Source organism: Citrobacter sp. Cf125 (assembly GCF_030333935.1).
Classification (GTDB): Bacteria; Pseudomonadota; Gammaproteobacteria; order Enterobacterales; family Enterobacteriaceae; genus Citrobacter; species Citrobacter freundii.
Genome location: NZ_JAOWEY010000022.1, coordinates 362,086 through 378,829 on the forward strand (window position 1 = coordinate 362,086; position 16,744 = coordinate 378,829).

The 16,744-nt window shown below is 49.6% G+C and carries 16 protein-coding genes; 8 read left to right on the top strand and 8 right to left on the bottom strand.

What is annotated here, in order from left to right; all coding sequences use genetic code 11:
* Positions 1–101 precede the first annotated feature (101 nt).
* Entirely contained in the window at positions 102–1,565 is a 1,464-nt protein-coding gene (locus OGV89_RS05880) for a pyridoxal phosphate-dependent decarboxylase family protein (RefSeq protein ID WP_003841330.1), read from the bottom strand.
* A gap of 15 nt (positions 1,566–1,580) precedes the next feature.
* Complete coding sequence (locus OGV89_RS05885) at positions 1,581–2,966, bottom strand: diaminobutyrate--2-oxoglutarate transaminase (protein ID WP_032935444.1); 1,386 nt, start codon at positions 2,964–2,966, stop codon at positions 1,581–1,583.
* Positions 2,967–3,574: 608 nt separating this feature from the next.
* Between OGV89_RS05885 and lysC the strand changes: the two genes are divergently transcribed.
* Positions 3,575–4,936, top strand: coding sequence for a lysine-sensitive aspartokinase 3 (gene lysC / locus OGV89_RS05890; RefSeq protein WP_286558284.1), 1,362 nt, complete (start codon positions 3,575–3,577; stop codon positions 4,934–4,936).
* A 114-nt stretch (positions 4,937–5,050) separates the two neighbouring features.
* Here lysC and ychH read toward each other — a convergent pair whose 3' ends face one another.
* Positions 5,051–5,332, bottom strand: coding sequence for a stress-induced protein YchH (gene ychH / locus OGV89_RS05895; protein ID WP_003020810.1), 282 nt, complete (start codon positions 5,330–5,332; stop codon positions 5,051–5,053).
* Between the two features lie 274 nt (positions 5,333–5,606).
* On the opposite strand from ychH, the gene pth reads away from it, so the two are divergent.
* Together pth and ychF are read left to right on the top strand one after the other, a co-directional pair.
* Positions 5,607–6,191: an aminoacyl-tRNA hydrolase gene (gene pth / locus OGV89_RS05900; RefSeq protein WP_003020814.1), complete on the top strand. Its 585-nt coding sequence runs from the start codon at positions 5,607–5,609 to the stop codon at positions 6,189–6,191.
* Between the two features lie 115 nt (positions 6,192–6,306).
* Positions 6,307–7,401 (top strand): redox-regulated ATPase YchF, encoded by a 1,095-nt coding sequence (ychF, locus tag OGV89_RS05905; protein ID WP_003020818.1) that lies wholly within the window; start codon positions 6,307–6,309, stop codon positions 7,399–7,401.
* A gap of 200 nt (positions 7,402–7,601) precedes the next feature.
* Here the strand turns inward: ychF and OGV89_RS05910 are convergent, their stop codons facing one another.
* The gene (locus OGV89_RS05910) at positions 7,602–8,597 is read right to left on the bottom strand and encodes a LacI family DNA-binding transcriptional regulator (RefSeq protein ID WP_003020837.1); all 996 of its coding nucleotides are present in this window, start codon (positions 8,595–8,597) and stop codon (positions 7,602–7,604) included.
* A 173-nt stretch (positions 8,598–8,770) separates the two neighbouring features.
* Between OGV89_RS05910 and OGV89_RS05915 the strand changes: the two genes are divergently transcribed.
* The 3 genes from OGV89_RS05915 (at position 8,771) to OGV89_RS05925 (ending at position 12,510) form a co-directional block, all read left to right on the top strand.
* Positions 8,771–10,207: a glycoside hydrolase family 32 protein gene (locus OGV89_RS05915; RefSeq protein WP_106108099.1), complete on the top strand. Its 1,437-nt coding sequence runs from the start codon at positions 8,771–8,773 to the stop codon at positions 10,205–10,207.
* A gap of 30 nt (positions 10,208–10,237) precedes the next feature.
* Entirely contained in the window at positions 10,238–11,185 is a 948-nt protein-coding gene (locus tag OGV89_RS05920; RefSeq protein WP_286558286.1) for a PfkB family carbohydrate kinase, read from the top strand.
* Between the two features lie 65 nt (positions 11,186–11,250).
* Positions 11,251–12,510 carry an MFS transporter gene (locus OGV89_RS05925; RefSeq protein WP_096878370.1) on the top strand — a complete coding sequence of 420 codons (1,260 nt, stop codon included), beginning with the start codon at positions 11,251–11,253 and terminating at the stop codon, positions 12,508–12,510.
* 78 nt (positions 12,511–12,588) lie between these two features.
* Here OGV89_RS05925 and OGV89_RS05930 read toward each other — a convergent pair whose 3' ends face one another.
* The 4 genes from OGV89_RS05930 to ycgZ all read right to left on the bottom strand — a co-directional run bounded on the left by OGV89_RS05930 (position 12,589) and on the right by ycgZ (position 14,124).
* Positions 12,589–13,140 carry a LuxR C-terminal-related transcriptional regulator gene (locus OGV89_RS05930; RefSeq protein WP_003841344.1) on the bottom strand — a complete coding sequence of 184 codons (552 nt, stop codon included), beginning with the start codon at positions 13,138–13,140 and terminating at the stop codon, positions 12,589–12,591.
* Positions 13,141–13,272: 132 nt separating this feature from the next.
* Positions 13,273–13,539: a biofilm development regulator YmgB/AriR family protein gene (locus OGV89_RS05935; RefSeq protein ID WP_003020849.1), complete on the bottom strand. Its 267-nt coding sequence runs from the start codon at positions 13,537–13,539 to the stop codon at positions 13,273–13,275.
* Positions 13,540–13,573: 34 nt separating this feature from the next.
* A complete protein-coding gene (locus OGV89_RS05940) occupies positions 13,574–13,846 on the bottom strand; it encodes a hypothetical protein (RefSeq protein ID WP_003844030.1) in 273 nt (90 codons plus the stop codon).
* A 41-nt stretch (positions 13,847–13,887) separates the two neighbouring features.
* On the bottom strand, positions 13,888–14,124 hold the full coding sequence (ycgZ, locus tag OGV89_RS05945) for a regulatory protein YcgZ (RefSeq protein ID WP_003020856.1): 237 nt from the start codon (positions 14,122–14,124) through the stop codon (positions 13,888–13,890).
* Positions 14,125–14,441: 317 nt separating this feature from the next.
* Here ycgZ and OGV89_RS05950 point away from each other — a divergent pair, with 317 nt between their 5' ends.
* Positions 14,442–15,671, top strand: coding sequence for a diguanylate phosphodiesterase (locus OGV89_RS05950; protein ID WP_003020858.1), 1,230 nt, complete (start codon positions 14,442–14,444; stop codon positions 15,669–15,671).
* A gap of 203 nt (positions 15,672–15,874) precedes the next feature.
* A complete protein-coding gene (locus OGV89_RS05955) occupies positions 15,875–16,606 on the top strand; it encodes a MerR family transcriptional regulator (RefSeq protein WP_003020862.1) in 732 nt (243 codons plus the stop codon).
* The last annotated feature ends 138 nt before the right edge of the window (positions 16,607–16,744 follow it).

The following is a 16,744-nucleotide window of genomic DNA, read 5'->3' on the forward strand; positions in this document are numbered from 1 at the left end:
GGGAGCCTTTTTATTGCCGGATGCGGTTCGCTTATCCGGCCCACAAAACCCAAACATTGCACCGAACCCATAGGCCCGGTAAACGCAGTGCCACCGGGCAATTACGCGTTTAAAATGCTCAATGCCGTTGCCTTAACGCTGGCCAGCAGGACTTTCACATCCTCCAGGCACACCGTCGGGTTCAGCAGCGTCAGCTTCAGGCAGGTGATGCCATCCGCTTCGGTCACGCCGACGTTGGCGCTACCGGAAGCCAGCAGCACGTCGCCAATACGCTGGTTCAGCAGCGCAACGAACGCCATATCATCGCTTTCAGGACGGAAGCGGAACAGCACGCTTGCCAGCTGTGGTTCCATCACCAGTTCAAGATGCGACTGGGTTTTGACAAACTCAGCAACATCACGCGCCAGCGTTACGCCATTATCAATGATTTCGGCATACTGCTTTTTGCCCAGCGCTTCGAGGCCCATCCACAGCTTCAGCGCATCGAAACGACGCGTGGTCTGCAGCGACTTCGATACCAGGTTTGGTACGCCAGCCTCTTCATCGAAATCAGAGTTCAGGTACGCCGCCTGGTAACGCATCAGCTCGTAGTGGCGCGCATCTTTTAACAGGAACGCACCGCAGCTGATGGTCTGGAAGAACTGCTTGTGGAAATCCAGCGTCACGGAATCTGCCAGCTCAAGGCCGTTGAGGAAGTGACGATACTGCTCAGAAAGCAGTAACGCCCCGCCCCATGCCGCATCCACGTGCATCCAGATCTGATGTTCTGCCGCCAGCGTCGCAATATCCGCTAACGGATCGATGGCGCCCGCATCTGTCGTGCCAGCCGTCGCGACAATGGCCATCACCTGCTCGCCGTTGGCTTTCGCCTGGGCCAGCTTGTCTTTCAGGTCAGCCAGATCCATGCGTGAAAACGCATCGGTCTTCACCTGGGTGACGGAGCGGTAACCCAGCCCCATTAACGCCATGTTCTTCTGCACGGAAAAGTGCGCGCTTTCAGAGCAGAACACTTTAATTTTGCTCAGATCACCGGTCAGACCATCTTGCTGAATGGAATGTCCCTTGCGAGCGAAGAAGGCATCGCGCGCCAGCATCAGGCCCATCAGGTTACTCTGGGTGCCGCCGCTGGTGAATACGCCCGCATCGCCTGCCGCATAACCCACCTGCTCACGAAGCCATTCGATCAGTTTGATCTCAATGATCGTGGCCGACGGGCTTTGGTCCCAGGAGTCCATACTCTGGTTAGTGGCGTTGATCAGCACTTCCGCCGCCTGGCTAATCACCAGACTTGGGCAGTGCAGGTGCGCCACGCACTGAGCATGGTGAACCAACAAGCTGTCTTTGAGAAAGTATTCAACCGCACGCTCAATAGCGGCCTGGTTGCCCAGGCCCTGAGACGTAAAATTCAGGTTGATACGTTCACGCAGTTGCTCAACGGTTTTGCCTTGATACATCTCAGGCTGCTTCAACCATTCAACGACCGCTTGCGTACTCTGCTCGATAGCGTCCTGATAGGCGGCGATGCTTTGCGCCGAGCCGGACAGAATCGGGTTTACGTCTGACATTCGATCCAACTCCGTTTAAACCGGCTTCACGCCAGCGCCCAGCAGGGCGTTTTCGAATTTATCGAGGAAAATTTCCAGCTCAGCGTTGGTGATCAGCAGAGACGGCAGCAGACGCAGCACGCAGCCGTTGCGGCCACCACGCTCCAGAATCAGCCCGTTTTCGAAGCATTTCTTCTGCAGCAACGCAGACAGCTCGCCATCAGCCGGGTAGCAACCCATATGATCCTGCGCTTCGTTCGGCTTCACGATTTCCAGGCCGATCATCAGGCCCAGACCACGCACCTGACCGATAACCGGGTAGCGTTTCTGCAGGTCAGTCAGTTTGCCTTTCAGCCATTCGCCCTGGGCGGCAACTTTATCGGCAATCTTGTCGTCTTTGAGGATCTTCAGCGTTGTCAGACCGGTCGCCATCGCCAGTTGGTTGCCGCGGAAGGTGCCAGTGTGGTGGCCCGGAGCCCACGCATCGAATTGCTTTTTAATGCCCAGTACCGCCAGTGGCAGACCGCCGCCAACCGCTTTGGACATCACGATGATATCAGGTTCAATACCGGCGTGTTCGAAGGCGAACAGTTTACCGGTACGTGCAAATCCAGCCTGAACTTCATCGATGATCAGCAGAATGCCGTGTTCCTGAGTCACTTTACGAATGCGTTGCAGCCATTCGACCGGAGCCGGATTCACGCCACCTTCGCCCTGCACCGCTTCGAGGATTACGGCAGCCGGTTTACGCACGCCGCTTTCAACGTCGTTGATCAGGTTTTCGAAGTAGTAGGTTAATGCTTTGACGCCAGCGTCGCCGCCGATACCCAGCGGGCAACGGTACTGATGTGGATACGGCATAAACTGCACTTCCGCCATCATATTGCTGACCGCTTCTTTCGGCGACAGGTTACCGGTCACGGACAGCGCGCCGTGTGTCATCCCGTGGTAGCCACCGGAGAAACTGATGATGCTGGAACGACCAGTAACTTTCTTCGCCAGCTTCAGCGCCGCTTCAACGGCATCTGCGCCGGACGGACCGGTGAACTGCAGGCAATATTCTTTGCCCTGGCCCGGTAATAAGGACAGTAAATAAGATGAAAATTCATCTTTTAATGGGGTAGTAAGATCAAGCGTATGTAACGGTAAGCCGCTTGTGATGACACTTTGAATGCTCTGCAGCACTTCAGGATGGTTATGACCAAGCGCCAGAGTTCCGGCACCTGCCAGGCAATCAAGATATTGATTATTTTCTACATCAGTAATCCAGACGCCCTGCGCTTTAGCGATCGCTAATGGCAGTTTACGTGGATAGCTGCGGACATTAGATTCAAACTCAGCCTGTCTTGCTAAAAAGGTATCATTGCTCTGTGGTAATGAATTAGCACTTAAAGTATCAATACGGACTTTATCCGTCATCATATCACTCCTACAACCAGGTGTAGATTAACGCCTGATTGAATAAATGGTTATAAGGATTACCTGTAAAAAAGCGCGGCTAATATATGTTGTTTTAGCTTGGGACTCAATCATTTATTTTTAGACGTCTCAAATAAGCATTTTTTCCTTAAATTTCAGCGTATAACCTTCTTCAATCATTACTAAATCCTAAACAAATATAGCTATTAAATTAACAATACTGTAGCCAATTGCAACGCAGACAATGTAATAAAAACCATGAGATTTTCATGTTTTTATTATTTTTTTACACGTTTTTACCATTAATAATGTAGGCACTTTCTTGTTACGACATGATTTTTCACTTATTTGCCTATAAATCGAATAAAAAAGTCGATCCCTTAATATAAATCACTTAGTATGGCGCGCTTATTTGCAGGCTTTGTAAATAAAATTAATGCGCAGCACCCGGTAACGCGTACAGGCGACACTCGTTATCGACAACAGGTATACCCTGGGTTGTCAGCAGAAATGTTCGCGGGCGGACATTTCGTAAGGCGAACTTTGTTCCCTTATGCCGAGAATGAAAATTTTCTAGCCATACTTTTATGGCGCCCTGATATGAGATTGTTATGACTCGCATTTATCCACCATCCGTCGTTGCCAAATTTGGCGGCACCAGCGTCGCTGATTTTGATGCGATGAACCGAAGCGCCAGCATTGTCCTTGCTGATCAAGATGTCCGTTTAGTCGTTTTGTCTGCTTCAGCAGGCGTGACAAACTTACTGGTCGAGCTTTCTGAAGGTCTGGAAACGCATCAACAATTAGATAAGCTTGAGACTTTACGCGCCATCCAATACAACATTATTTCCCGCCTGAAGCAGCCTTCCGTTATCAGCACGGAAATCGATAATCTTCTCAACAACATACAGCGTCTTGCACAAACGGCGATGGTTTCACCGTCTGATGCGTTAAGCGATGAATTAGTCAGCCATGGCGAGCTGATGTCGTCACTACTGTTTACTGAAGTCTTACGTGAACGGCAGGCCGAGGCCGGGTGGTTTGACGCCCGCTGCGTGATGCGTACTAACGCGAACTTCGGCTGCGCCGAACCCGAGCTTGGCACACTGCACCACCAGGTGGAGACTCACCTGCGCCCTCGTCTTGAGCAAGCGATTATGGTGACTCAGGGATTTATCGGGCGAGATGCCGCAGGACACACCACAACGCTTGGACGCGGCGGTAGTGATTACACGGCTACGCTTCTCGGTGAGGCACTTCACGCCACACGCGTTGACATCTGGACCGACGTCGCAGGGATCTACACCACCGACCCACGCATTGCGCCGCGGGCCAAACGAATCGACCATATCTCATTTTCCGAGGCCAGCGATATGGCCGCCTACGGTGCGAAGGTCCTCCACCCGGCTACGCTACTCCCGGCAATGCGTAAAAGCATTCCGGTCTTTGTTGGCTCAAGTAAGGATACTGCCGCCGGAGGTACGTTGGTGCACAACACCACCGATAATCCACCTCGCTATCGTGCGCTCGCCGTGCGTCGTAAACAGACGCTGTTGCGGTTACACAGTCTGGAGAAGCAACCTTCCTGCTCTTTTCTGGCGCAGTCCTTCGCCATTTTAGCTCGCCACGCTGTCACGGTGGATTTGGTTACAACCTCAGAAAATAGTATTACGCTGGCGCTGGACGCCACTCATGCAACCTCAGGTGAAGACCATGTGCTGACCACCGCATTGTTTACCGCATTATCCTCCCACTGTCGTGTAGAAGTGGAAACCGGGCTGGCGTTGGTCACTTTGGTGGGGAATCAACTCACACAGGCTGCGGGAGTTTGCAAAGACGTTTTTGCCTGGCTTGAAGAGCATACGGTACGAATGATTTGCCATGGAGCATCGAACGACAACCTGTGCATCCTGTTACCGGCTGACGATGCAGACAGCGCGGTTAGAGCATTACATTACCGATTATTCGAATAATTCTTCTCTTATTCTGTCGCATCCAGTTTAAGCAATGATCATGAACAAGCAGAGCCCTGGTTTTATAACCAAGGCTCTTCATTCTGACCACCGCCCTCTCAACAGAGGGAGGATTTAGTTATGACGGTGATTGGTGTCACCACGACGACAGCGTTTGTCATAATGACGTACCCACCAGTAACGGTCACTGATTTGTTCGTGTCCACCCACTCTGGCACCTGCTAACCAGAGAATACCGCCAACAAAAATACTGAGCACCGCACCATGTGCGAAAAACTGCGGCAGATTAAATTGCGGCAACTGGTTTAAAATTGAATAACCCACACCCACAACCATTACCACCAACCCTAAAGCCATGAGCACGTTACCGAGTAGCGAAGCGTTTTTGCGTTTCATGTGTCACCTCCGGAACTTTGGGTTGTTACAGGGAATACCCCTAATCCTTATGTGTAAAGTATAGACAACACTGCCGTTCGCAAGTGCGGGAGCGATCACAATTACAAACACTCATGCAACAAAACTTTACAAATAAGCCACTGAACATACTCATTTTCTAATAGTCCATTTGTGCAATTATTCAGCTTTTGGCGATAAGCACGCAGTTTTTTGTCAAGCGCACCGTCAGACAGTAAACTACACGTCGTTTATCGAAACACTCAGGACAAAACAAGTGGCGATTAAATTGATTGTCGGCCTGGCGAACCCCGGCGCAGAGTATGCGGCAACGCGACACAACGCAGGCGCATGGTATGTCGATCTACTGGCAGAGAGATTACGCGCCCCCCTGCGCGATGAGCCGAAATTCTTCGGTTACACCTCCCGAGTAACGCTTGAAGGTGAAGATGTCCGTCTGCTGGTACCGACCACATTTATGAATCTTAGCGGCAAGGCCGTCGGTGCGATGGCCAGTTTTTATCGTATCAACCCCGATGAAATTTTGGTCGCGCACGATGAATTAGACCTGCCTCCTGGCGTGGCCAAATTTAAGCTTGGCGGCGGTCATGGCGGACATAATGGCCTGAAAGACATCATTAGCAAGTTAGGTAATAACCCCAACTTTCATCGTTTACGCGTTGGAATTGGCCATCCGGGCGATAAAAACAAAGTTGTCGGATTTGTTTTAGGCAAACCGCCTGTTTCAGAACAGAAGTTAATTGATGAAGCGATTGACGAAGCGGCACGTTGTACCGAGATTTTGTTCAAAGATGGCCTGACCAAAGCTACGAGCCGGTTACACACCTTTAAAGCGCAATAAGCAGTGATGTGCGGCATTTTTCTCGCGTGCTGTGTATAATAGGCAAAGTTATTTACATTTCTACAATCTGTTTTCCATAACAGGTTGAATATCAAAAGATTAAGGTGATTTAAACATGGGATTCAAATGCGGTATCGTCGGTTTGCCAAACGTAGGCAAATCCACCCTGTTCAACGCGCTCACAAAAGCGGGTATTGAAGCGGCAAACTTCCCGTTCTGTACTATCGAGCCGAACACGGGTGTTGTCCCGATGCCCGATCCGCGTCTGGATCAGCTGGCCGAAATCGTCAAACCACAGCGTATCCTGCCTACAACGATGGAATTCGTCGACATTGCCGGTCTGGTAAAAGGTGCGTCCAAAGGTGAAGGTCTGGGTAACCAGTTTCTGACGAACATCCGTGAAACCGAAGCTATCGGCCACGTGGTGCGTTGCTTTGAAAACGACAACATCATCCACGTTAATAACAAAGTGGATCCCGCTGACGACATCGAGGTTATCAATACCGAGCTGGCGTTGTCCGACCTCGACACCTGTGAGCGCGCTATCCATCGTGTGCAGAAGAAGGCAAAAGGCGGCGACAAAGACGCTAAAGCGGAACTGGCTGCGCTGGAAAAATGCCTGCCACAGCTGGAAAACGCCGGCATGCTGCGCGCGCTGAAAACGCTGACTGACGAAGACAAAGCGGCCATCAAATACCTGAGCTTCCTGACCCTGAAGCCAACCATGTATATCGCTAACGTCAACGAAGACGGTTTTGAGAACAACCCGTACCTCGACAAAGTGCGCGAAATCGCGGCTGCCGAAGGTTCTGTTGTGGTTGCCGTTTGTGCTGCCGTTGAAGCTGATATTGCAGAACTCGATGATGCTGACCGTGAAGAATTCATGGCTGAAATGGGTCTGGAAGAGCCGGGCCTGAACCGCGTTATCCGTGCTGGTTACGAATTGCTGAACCTGCAGACCTACTTCACCGCTGGCGTGAAAGAAGTCCGTGCATGGACCATTCCTGTCGGTGCCACGGCTCCGCAGGCAGCCGGTAAAATCCATACCGACTTCGAGAAAGGCTTTATCCGCGCACAAACCATCGCGTTTGAAGATTTCATCACCTATAAAGGTGAGCAGGGTGCGAAAGAAGCTGGGAAAATGCGTGCCGAAGGTAAGGACTATATCGTCAAAGATGGCGATATCATGAACTTCCTGTTCAACGTCTAAGCCGTTTCTATTGTCTCATGCGATCTCAGTGAATCGCATGAAAAATGGAAAACCCCATAAAATCCACGCAATTGCGTGGATTTTTTATTTCATAGCATCTCAGAGGTTCCCGCTGTTGCGCATCTGAAAGTTGGCACCAAACACGATGACCAAAAAGGCTGAGCTATTTTGGCAAAGCAGCAGTTGCCACGTGAACGTACTCATATTGAGGCGCGCGGAAGCCAGGGGCTGTCTACCCGCACGGTATCGCGGTGATCGAGCCCCTGGATAAGATGCAGTGCACTGAGACGGCCAATTTCATAATGCGGCAGCTGTACTGTGGATAGCGGCGGCAAAAACAGCTCGCCGGTGCCTACCATGTTGTCATAGCCCAGTACGGCAACATCCTGCGGAATGCGCAGCCCTCGCCCCAGCAAGACCTGGTAGATAACAAAAGCCACGCGGTCGTTACCGCATACCACCGCATCAAACATCGGACGCGTGCCACTCAGGTAATGCCCGGCAATCTCCGCCGCATCAATATGGTGACTCTCGCCCGCCGGAAGATAGTGGTGGAACATGGCATCAGGGTCGACGCCCGCTTCACGACAGGCGCGCTCCATTCCCGCCCGGCGGCGATCGGTGGCCACAATCCCTTTTGGCAGGTGGATGCACAGCAGCCGACGGTAGCCTGCGGCCAACAGCGCTTTCACGCCAAGGTATTGCCCTTGCTCATCATCAGGAATATAGGTGGGAAAAGGGCCACTGATGCTTTCGCAGTTCGCCAGCACGCAGCGATACTTATGCAGCTTTTCCGGCACCGGAACCTGACGTAGCCCCATCGCGGTGTAGATAATGCCGTCAGGGCGATGCGCCAACAGCAGATCAACCATTTTCTCTGGCTGGTCATTGCTGAACATATTCACCACAAAGCTATTCCAACCGTGCGCCCGCGCGGTCTCTTCGATAGAGAGCGTTATCTCCACAGAAAATGGCGTGGTCATGGTGTCCAGCGCTAACACTCCAATAGTGTTAGCCGTGGTTTTAGCGCCACGAATTTTTTTCGCGGAGAGATCGGAGACATACCCCAGTGCATCTACCGCTTCCATCACCTTTTTATAGGTTTCTGGCCGCAGTCGTTCGGGCTCGTTAATCGCTCGCGATACGGTCATTAACGAGACGTTAGCCCGTTGCGCCACATCTTTTAAAGATGCCATACCCTCTCCTTTGACGGCGTTCATCATGCCGGGTCTGAAAATGCGATCTTGATAACACTCGCAAAATGTTAACGTTAACTTTTGTGATTAACATCGATATTACCATCAAATTCGCGAGAAAACCGAGAATGTTAACGTTATCTTTTGCTCAATTCACTTACAGGGACCAGCAAATGACGTCACTACTTTCCAAAGCCAACGAAGCCTTAAGCCAGCAGAAAGACCTTGTAAACCCGCGCTGGTATCCACGCTATCACCTCGCCCCTCCGGCGGGCTGGATGAATGACCCTAACGGCCTGTCCTGGTTTGATGGTTACTACCATGCGTTCTATCAGCACTATCCGTGGCAGCCGGTCTGGGGACCAATGCACTGGGGCCATGCGCGCAGCCGCGATATGGTGAACTGGGAGCACTTACCCATCGCACTGGCACCAGAAGGGCCGGAAGATAAAGACGGCTGTTTTTCCGGTTCAGCGGTGGTTGAAGGCAATAAGCTGGCCCTTATCTACACCGGACACAAGTTTGACGGCGAGGCGAAAGAGGAAAACCTGTATCAGGTACAGTGCCTGGCCACCAGCACCGACGGGATTCACTTTGAACGCCAGGGCATGATTCTGGATACCCCGCGAGGCGTACACCATTTTCGCGATCCGAAAGTCTGGCAAGAGGGAGACAGCTGGTACATGGTGGTGGGTGCCCGGGTCGATGACGTGGGCGAAGTGCAGCTCTATCGCTCGCAGGATCTACAGCACTGGCAGCTTGCCTGCACGCTCGGCAGGGCCGATGACGGCATGGGCTACATGTGGGAGTGCCCGGACCTCTTCCCACTGAACGATAAGCTCGTCTTCATGTTCTCGCCGCAGGGCATCGCCGCGGACGGATACGATTACCGTAACCTGTTCCAGAGCGGCTATATGGTCGGCGAATGGCAGGATAACCATCAGTTCCACGTTACCCAACCCTTCCAGGAGATGGATCACGGGCATGATTTTTACGCCCCTCAGTCATTTATCACTCCGGACGGTCGCCGCGTGGTGATCGGCTGGCTGTCGATGTGGGAATCGCCAATGCCAGAACAAGCTGACGGCTGGGCGGGCATGCTTACTCTTCCCCGGGAAGTGACGCTCGATGCAGATCTGCGGCTGCGCATGAACCCGGTCAAAGAGCTGGAGGCATTACGCGGTCAGCTTCATGTCTGGCCGGTCAGTGACCTGAACAATCGCACCCTGATGGTAGAAGAACAGGCGCACGCTCTCGAAGTCGAACTGAGCTTCGATATCGCCCGCAGCCATGCTGAACAGTATGGCATCGCGCTGGGTGACGGGCTACGCGTCTTCGTCGATACCCAGGCACAGCGTCTGGTGCTGGAACGCCGCTATCCGCAACACGGCCTGTCGGGCTGCCGTAGCGTACCGCTGCCCGCCAATGATGTGCTGGACCTACGTCTATTTATCGATAGTTCGTCGGTAGAAGTCTTTGTTAATCACGGCGAGTACACCCTTAGCAGTCGTATTTATCCTGAACCGGACGATCGCCAACTGACCTTATTTAGCCAGAACGGACACGCCATTTTTAATAACGGGCATGCCTGGCCGCTCGCCGCCAATTAACCACCCGTCTCACTGCTTTGGGGAAAAATAATGACAATCTGGACGCTCGGAGATGCCGTGGTGGATTTGCTACCGCGCGACAATATGCAGTTTGAAGCCTGTGCGGGAGGCGCGCCCTTCAATGTGGTCATCGGCGTAGCCCGCCTCGGCCATGACAGCGGCTTTATCGGCCGTGTGGGCAATGACACTTTTGGCCGCTTTCTGCATCAGACGCTGGTAACAGCGCAGGTGGATACAGGAAGTCTGGAGTTTGATGCACAACAGCACACCAGTACCGTACTGGTTTCACTGGCTCCCAACGGTGAGCGGCAGTTTGAGTTTTTAGTTAATCCGTCTGCCGATCAATTTCTCAGCCCGGCGAGTCTGCCCGACTTTGGTGCCGATATTCTGCACTTCTGCTCGCTGGCGCTGGTTGCCCCTGAGTGCCGCGCCACCCTCACCCAGGCAATGGCCGCATTGCGACAGGCCAGCGGTACGCTGAGCTTTGACATCAATCTGCGTCCGCAGATGTGGAGCAACGAGACGCAGATGTTTGACCTTGTCAGCGAGTTTGCCCGGCAGAGCGACATTCTGAAGATGTCGGAAGAAGAGCTGCTGTGGCTAACACAAACTAACTGTCTTAGTAGCGCCTGCGAACGCCTGGCTGATTTTCCCGCACGCCTGAAAATCATCACCCGCGGCGCCGATGGCGCAATCGCTTTCTGGCAAAACCATAGGCTGACTTTAAGCGGCTATCACGTCGACAGCATCGATACCACCGGCGCCGGTGATGCCTTTATGGCCGGGCTGCTGGCGGCACTCGCCGGAGAAGGCTGGCCCACATCGACGTCAACGCTACTTCCGCTTATCGAGCAGGCCAGCGCTTGTGGTGCTCTGGCGACCACCCGGCGTGGCGCGCTAAGCGCGTTTCCCGACAGCCAACACCTGAGCAGCTTTATTCAGTCGCAACCGTCGCTACGGAGAACGATTACCTCGTAATAAAGCGCACTCGTTACGTCGTATCAGAAAGACCTTACAATGACCTGATCTGGATTGGAAAAATCATGAAGATAAATATGCCGTTCAGTAATGATAAATATCGATACTCATCCGGGTATCTGCTCTTTTTCTTTGCCGCCTGGTCGTTGTGGTGGTCTTTTTATGCAATATGGCTAAAAAATAAACTTGGCCTGTCCGGAACGGAGCTGGGAATGCTGTATGCCGTAAACCAGTTTTTCAGCATGCTGTTTATGCTGGGCTACGGTTTTCTGCAGGATAAGCTCGGTACCCGCAAACCCCTTATCTGGATGATGGGGACTGTCATCACGCTCAGCGGTCCGTTCCTGATTTATGTTTATGAACCGCTGCTGGTCTCCAACTTCAAGCTTGGCATGGTGCTAGGCGCCATTTTCTTTGGCCTTGGCTATCTCGCCGGTTGCGGTCTGGTGGAAAGCTTCGTCGAGAAAGTGAGCCGTAAATTCAACTTTGAATTCGGCACTGCTCGTTTCTGGGGATCGCTTGGCTACGCCGCAGGGACTTTTGTTGGCGGTATCTTCTTCAGCATCAACCCACACATTAACTTCTGGTGCGTGTCGGTCATGGGGGTGTTATTCCTGGTGATTAACGTGGTGTTCAAAACCGACGCACCGGCCCCGGCATCCACGGATACACGTTCGCCCGAGCCAGACGCGCTGACCCGAAAGGATTTTCTCACCATCTTTAAAGATTCGCAGTTCTGGTTTTTCGTTATCTTTGTCGTCGGCACCTGGTCGTTCTATAGCATCTACGATCAGCAGATGTTCCCGGTGTTTTACGCCAGCTTATTTGACGATCCCGAACTGGCACCACGCGTATACGGCTACCTCAACTCGGTACAAGTCTTTATGGAGGCCGTCGGTATGGCGCTGGTTCCGTTCCTGATTAACCGCATCGGGCCTAAATCCGCATTGCTGCTGGGTGGAACAATCATGACCTGTCGAATCCTGGGTTCAGCACTGTTCACCGATATATATATTATCTCCTTGATTAAAATGCTCCATGCGCTGGAGGTCCCACTGTTTGTTATTTCAGTGTTTAAATTCAGCGTAGCGAATTTTGATAAGCGCCTGTCGTCAACGATATATCTTATTGGCTTCAATATCGCCAGTTCCATTGGCATCATCGTGCTGTCACTGCCTGTCGGTAAGTTGTTTGATAAAGTGGGCTATCAGGAAATCTTCCTGATTATGGCGAGCATCGTGGTAATAACACTAATATTTGGCTACTTCTCGCTGAGTAAAAAGCATCATCAGCAGAAGGGTATCAATGAACTGGTGATTGAGTAGCGAAGTTTTATTAATATCGCGATAGGGCCATTAGCCCTGTCGTACCACCTCAACAGTAAGTTCGAACTGTCGATTTACTCAGGCATGTTCCAGCCAGTTGCGGAATATTTGCGCTCGCAGTATTCCCTGAAAATCAATCAGCCCAGAACAACCAAGCTTCTTGATCAGATTCTGCCGGGCCTGGTAAATCGTTTTTAAGTGTAGATTTAACAATGCGGATATCTCAAAAATAGTTCGACCTTCTCCTAACTGCGTTAAAATATATTTATCTCTCGCGGTTAATGAGATATTTGAATCAGATTGATTCTCGTGATTACCACCAGCACGAGTAATATCAATAATAAATTGTTTGATTGAGGCAACTCCGATATCTACTGGTAGTCTGTAAAGCGAAACATCATTAAGATACTGATACAAATGACCATCAATCAGCAATACCAGACGATGCGTTTTCAGATTGTAATTTTGCTTTTTTACCGCCTCAAAGTGATTCGCGGTAAAGAATACAAGTCGCGCCTTGTCATCTTCAAAAACGATATCTGCAAGAATATTCTTTAACCCTTGCCTGATAAAAATATCATCAATCCATAACTCTGCGTTTAGAGTATGTTCCTGAACGATGTTCATCATTATGGCCTCAATGAAAAATCATAATTGATTTAGAGGGGTGCTATGTATAGTCTTAATCCAAAAAATGCTTAGCATAAGGGCTTTCAGCATATAACAAGGGTACTGTACATATTTTGTTAATATGAAGACTTATTAAACATCGTCAGCTGTGTAGCGCAATACTATTTCCAGGGTTTTTCTGATAACATCTGCCTGAACAACGTCAACCGTTGACTCCAGAGAACCAATCAGGCTTAAAATGATGTTTTTATTATTAACATTATCACCTGCAAGAATTACATTTGTTACCGCCTGCCCCAATACCACAGACTCATCTGCTAATAGCTCACCTGCATTATGGAAGTAACTTGATAAAGCTTTATCCGTCATTACGTTGTGGACATTAATTTCATGGAGCATGGTAACCTCGCTTGTATAGTCTGGAAGATTATCTTTAATGTAATTTAGGGTTTTTGCTGGCACTGAATGCACTCTCATCTCTGGTTTTATCCGGTTTTCTGCTTATTTTCTCCGGATTAATGTTTGTAAAATCATTGATAACGCTGTCAATTAATTGCTTGCGTGTGCCATCTATTTCACTGGCCTGCATAAGTCGCAATTGCTTAATCACTGCAGCTAACGAAACGTCTCTATGCATTCGCAGAATTTCTAGCACAGCCAAACCTGTAATTTCATGTTTCAAGCGTTCACTATCAGTTTTCTTCATAACGCCTTCACTACTTACCCCTATCATATAAGGGGTTTATTTTATTCAAAGAGCAGACCAATTAACGCATTGTAATGTTTTTGTTCTTTCTCCCCTGATGCTTTTTCAAGACGACACAAAAGCTTAGTGCAAAGTGATTTGCGGTTCAGATTACGTCCATCTTTGAGTATCTCAGTGACGATTTCTCCCAATGTTTCCTGTTGAGTTGGCAGATGCGCCTTTGCAAAGTAACGAGAAATCGCGCTTGCAGTATCAGTGCGAACGTTATGCTGCTGCATGTCATGCTCCTGTATCAAAATGCTGGTGAATATTAAGTTTTATAACAGTAGCAAAGTTGTACCAAAAATGTGTACAACAAGATTAATTTGTTTTTACCAAAATGTGCTAAATGATATAAATCAATTAGTTATAATTGTATCGATTGATATAAACATTAGGATCACTGTACAAACCACGTCGTAACATGGCTAAATTTCATCTTAATCAGACCGTTCAATTGTGAAATTAAAGTTAGAATAATGTATTAAAATCAGGACATAACCTGGGTTGTCTGATACTGTCATATATCTTCCTCTCCCTTATTCCCGGACTGTCCATGCTCACGACCATTATTTACCGCAGCCATCTACGTGATGACGCCCCCCTCAAAGCGCTTGAGGATATGGTGACAGCCGCAAATATCAAAAACAGGCGATCTGATGTTACGGGAATCTTACTCTTTAACGGTCACCACTTTTTCCAACTGCTTGAAGGCCCTGAGGAGCAGGTAAAAGAGATTTATTGTTGTATTTGTAACGATCCACGGCACCACAATATCGTTGAGCTGATGTGTGATTACGCTCCTGCGAGAAGATTCGGAAAAGTGGGAATGGAGTTATTTGATCTACAAAAACATGAACGCAATGACGTTCTGCAAGCTGTGCTGAATAAGGGAACATCAAAATTTCAGCTCACCTATGATGACAGGGCGTTACAGTTTTTCCGCACATTTGTCCTTGCGACGGAAAAATCGAGCTATTTTGAAATACCAGCGCCAGATTGCTGGAGTTTTATTGCCGACAACTCTTGTACTCTCCTGGATGAAAACACACTCCCATCCGATATCGATTTCAGCTTTGCTTTTCAACCAATTATCGATCCTATGTCGCAACGCGTCATTGCTCTGGAAGCACTTATTCGTGGTAGAGACGGTGAAACGCCCGCAACTTATTTTGACAACTTAAATCCTGAGGAACTGTATACCGCGGATCTGCAGAGCAAAAAGACTGCTTTTGCAATGGCAAGCGCGCTGGGACTTAACGACAAAATGCTGTCAGTCAATCTGCTCCCCATGACCCTGGTAAACAAACCCAATGCAGTCAGCTTTCTTATAAACGAAATCGCTGCGCACGGGCTGGTACCTGAACAAATCATTGTAGAGTTTACCGAAAGTGAAGTTATTTCTCGCTTTGATACGTTCGCTCAGGCCGTGAAGTCACTCAAGGCTGCGGGGATCTGTGTGGCGATAGATCATTTTGGGGCAGGTTTTGCCGGGCTTCAGCTTCTGTCTCGTTTTCAACCCGACCGAATTAAGATAAGCCGCGAGCTGATCACGGATGTGCATAAAAGTGGACCGCGGCAGGCTATCATTCAGGCAATTATCAAATGCTGCGCGTCACTGGAAATTATGATTTCCGCAGTCGGCGTTGAAAAACCCGAAGAGTGGATGTGGCTTGAATCCGCGGGCATTGAAATCTTCCAGGGTAACCTTTTTGCACAAGCCTGCCTGAATGGTATTCCATCTGTTGCATGGCCAGAGAAAAATGATTTCTCAGCGTCAAAATAACTAATGCATTGTTATAAATCAACAATCACCACAACCGCCCTCATGCTGAACATAAAAAATCAGCATTTACTCCTTGCATGATAGTAAAGTAAATCTTAATTTTGCTAGAATCTTATATATGTTTTGTACAATTTGATGAATGTTGTACAAAGTAGCAGGAACCGCATATCGGTGACGGAGAATCAGGAGTGTCCGGGGGAACTATGGCTTATTACAGCATTGGGGATGTCGCAGAACGTTGCGGGATAAATCCTGTCACCCTTCGGGCATGGCAACGACGTTACGGTTTACTCAAACCTCAACGCAGTGAAGGTGGCCACCGACTCTTTGATGAAGAAGATATTCAGCGTATTGAAGAAATAAAACGTTGGATTAGCAATGGCATACCTGTTGGCAAAGTTAAGGCGTTGCTGGAAACCAGTACCCGTCAAGCTGACGACGACTGGAATCAATTACAAGAAGAGATGATGAGCATTCTTCGCATGGCGCATCCACCGAAGCTGCGAGCCAAAATTACCGCACTCGGTCGCGTTCACCCCGTAGATGCGCTGATTGATCACGTTTATCTTCCCGTACGTCAACGGCTGATACTTGACCATAATACATCCCGCATAATGAACAGCATGCTTGATGGCGCATTGATTGAATATGTTGCAACACTGCTGTCTGAAACGCGGCGCAAGTCAGGAAAGGATGCTCTCCTGATGGCCTGGGATGTTGAAGACAGAACCCGTCTGTGGCTCGAAGCCTGGCGTTTATCGCAATCTGGTTGGCATATTGCCGTTCTGGCTGAACCCATTGAATCGCCAAGACCTGAACTTTTCCCTGGGCAAACGCTTTTTGTCTGGACCGGTATCGCGCCAACCCGCAGACAAAATGAACTGCTACAACACTGGAATGAGCAAGGTTATAAGGTCATTTTCCACAGCCCGTAGCCATTACGTAATACGTGTAAGATAAATCATACAACTCTCATTTTTTGGGTGGTTATTTTGAGTACCATCCAAGGAATATGTTGCCCCCTATTCTCCTGACTTAACACCCGCTATAGCATAAAAATAAAACAACATACT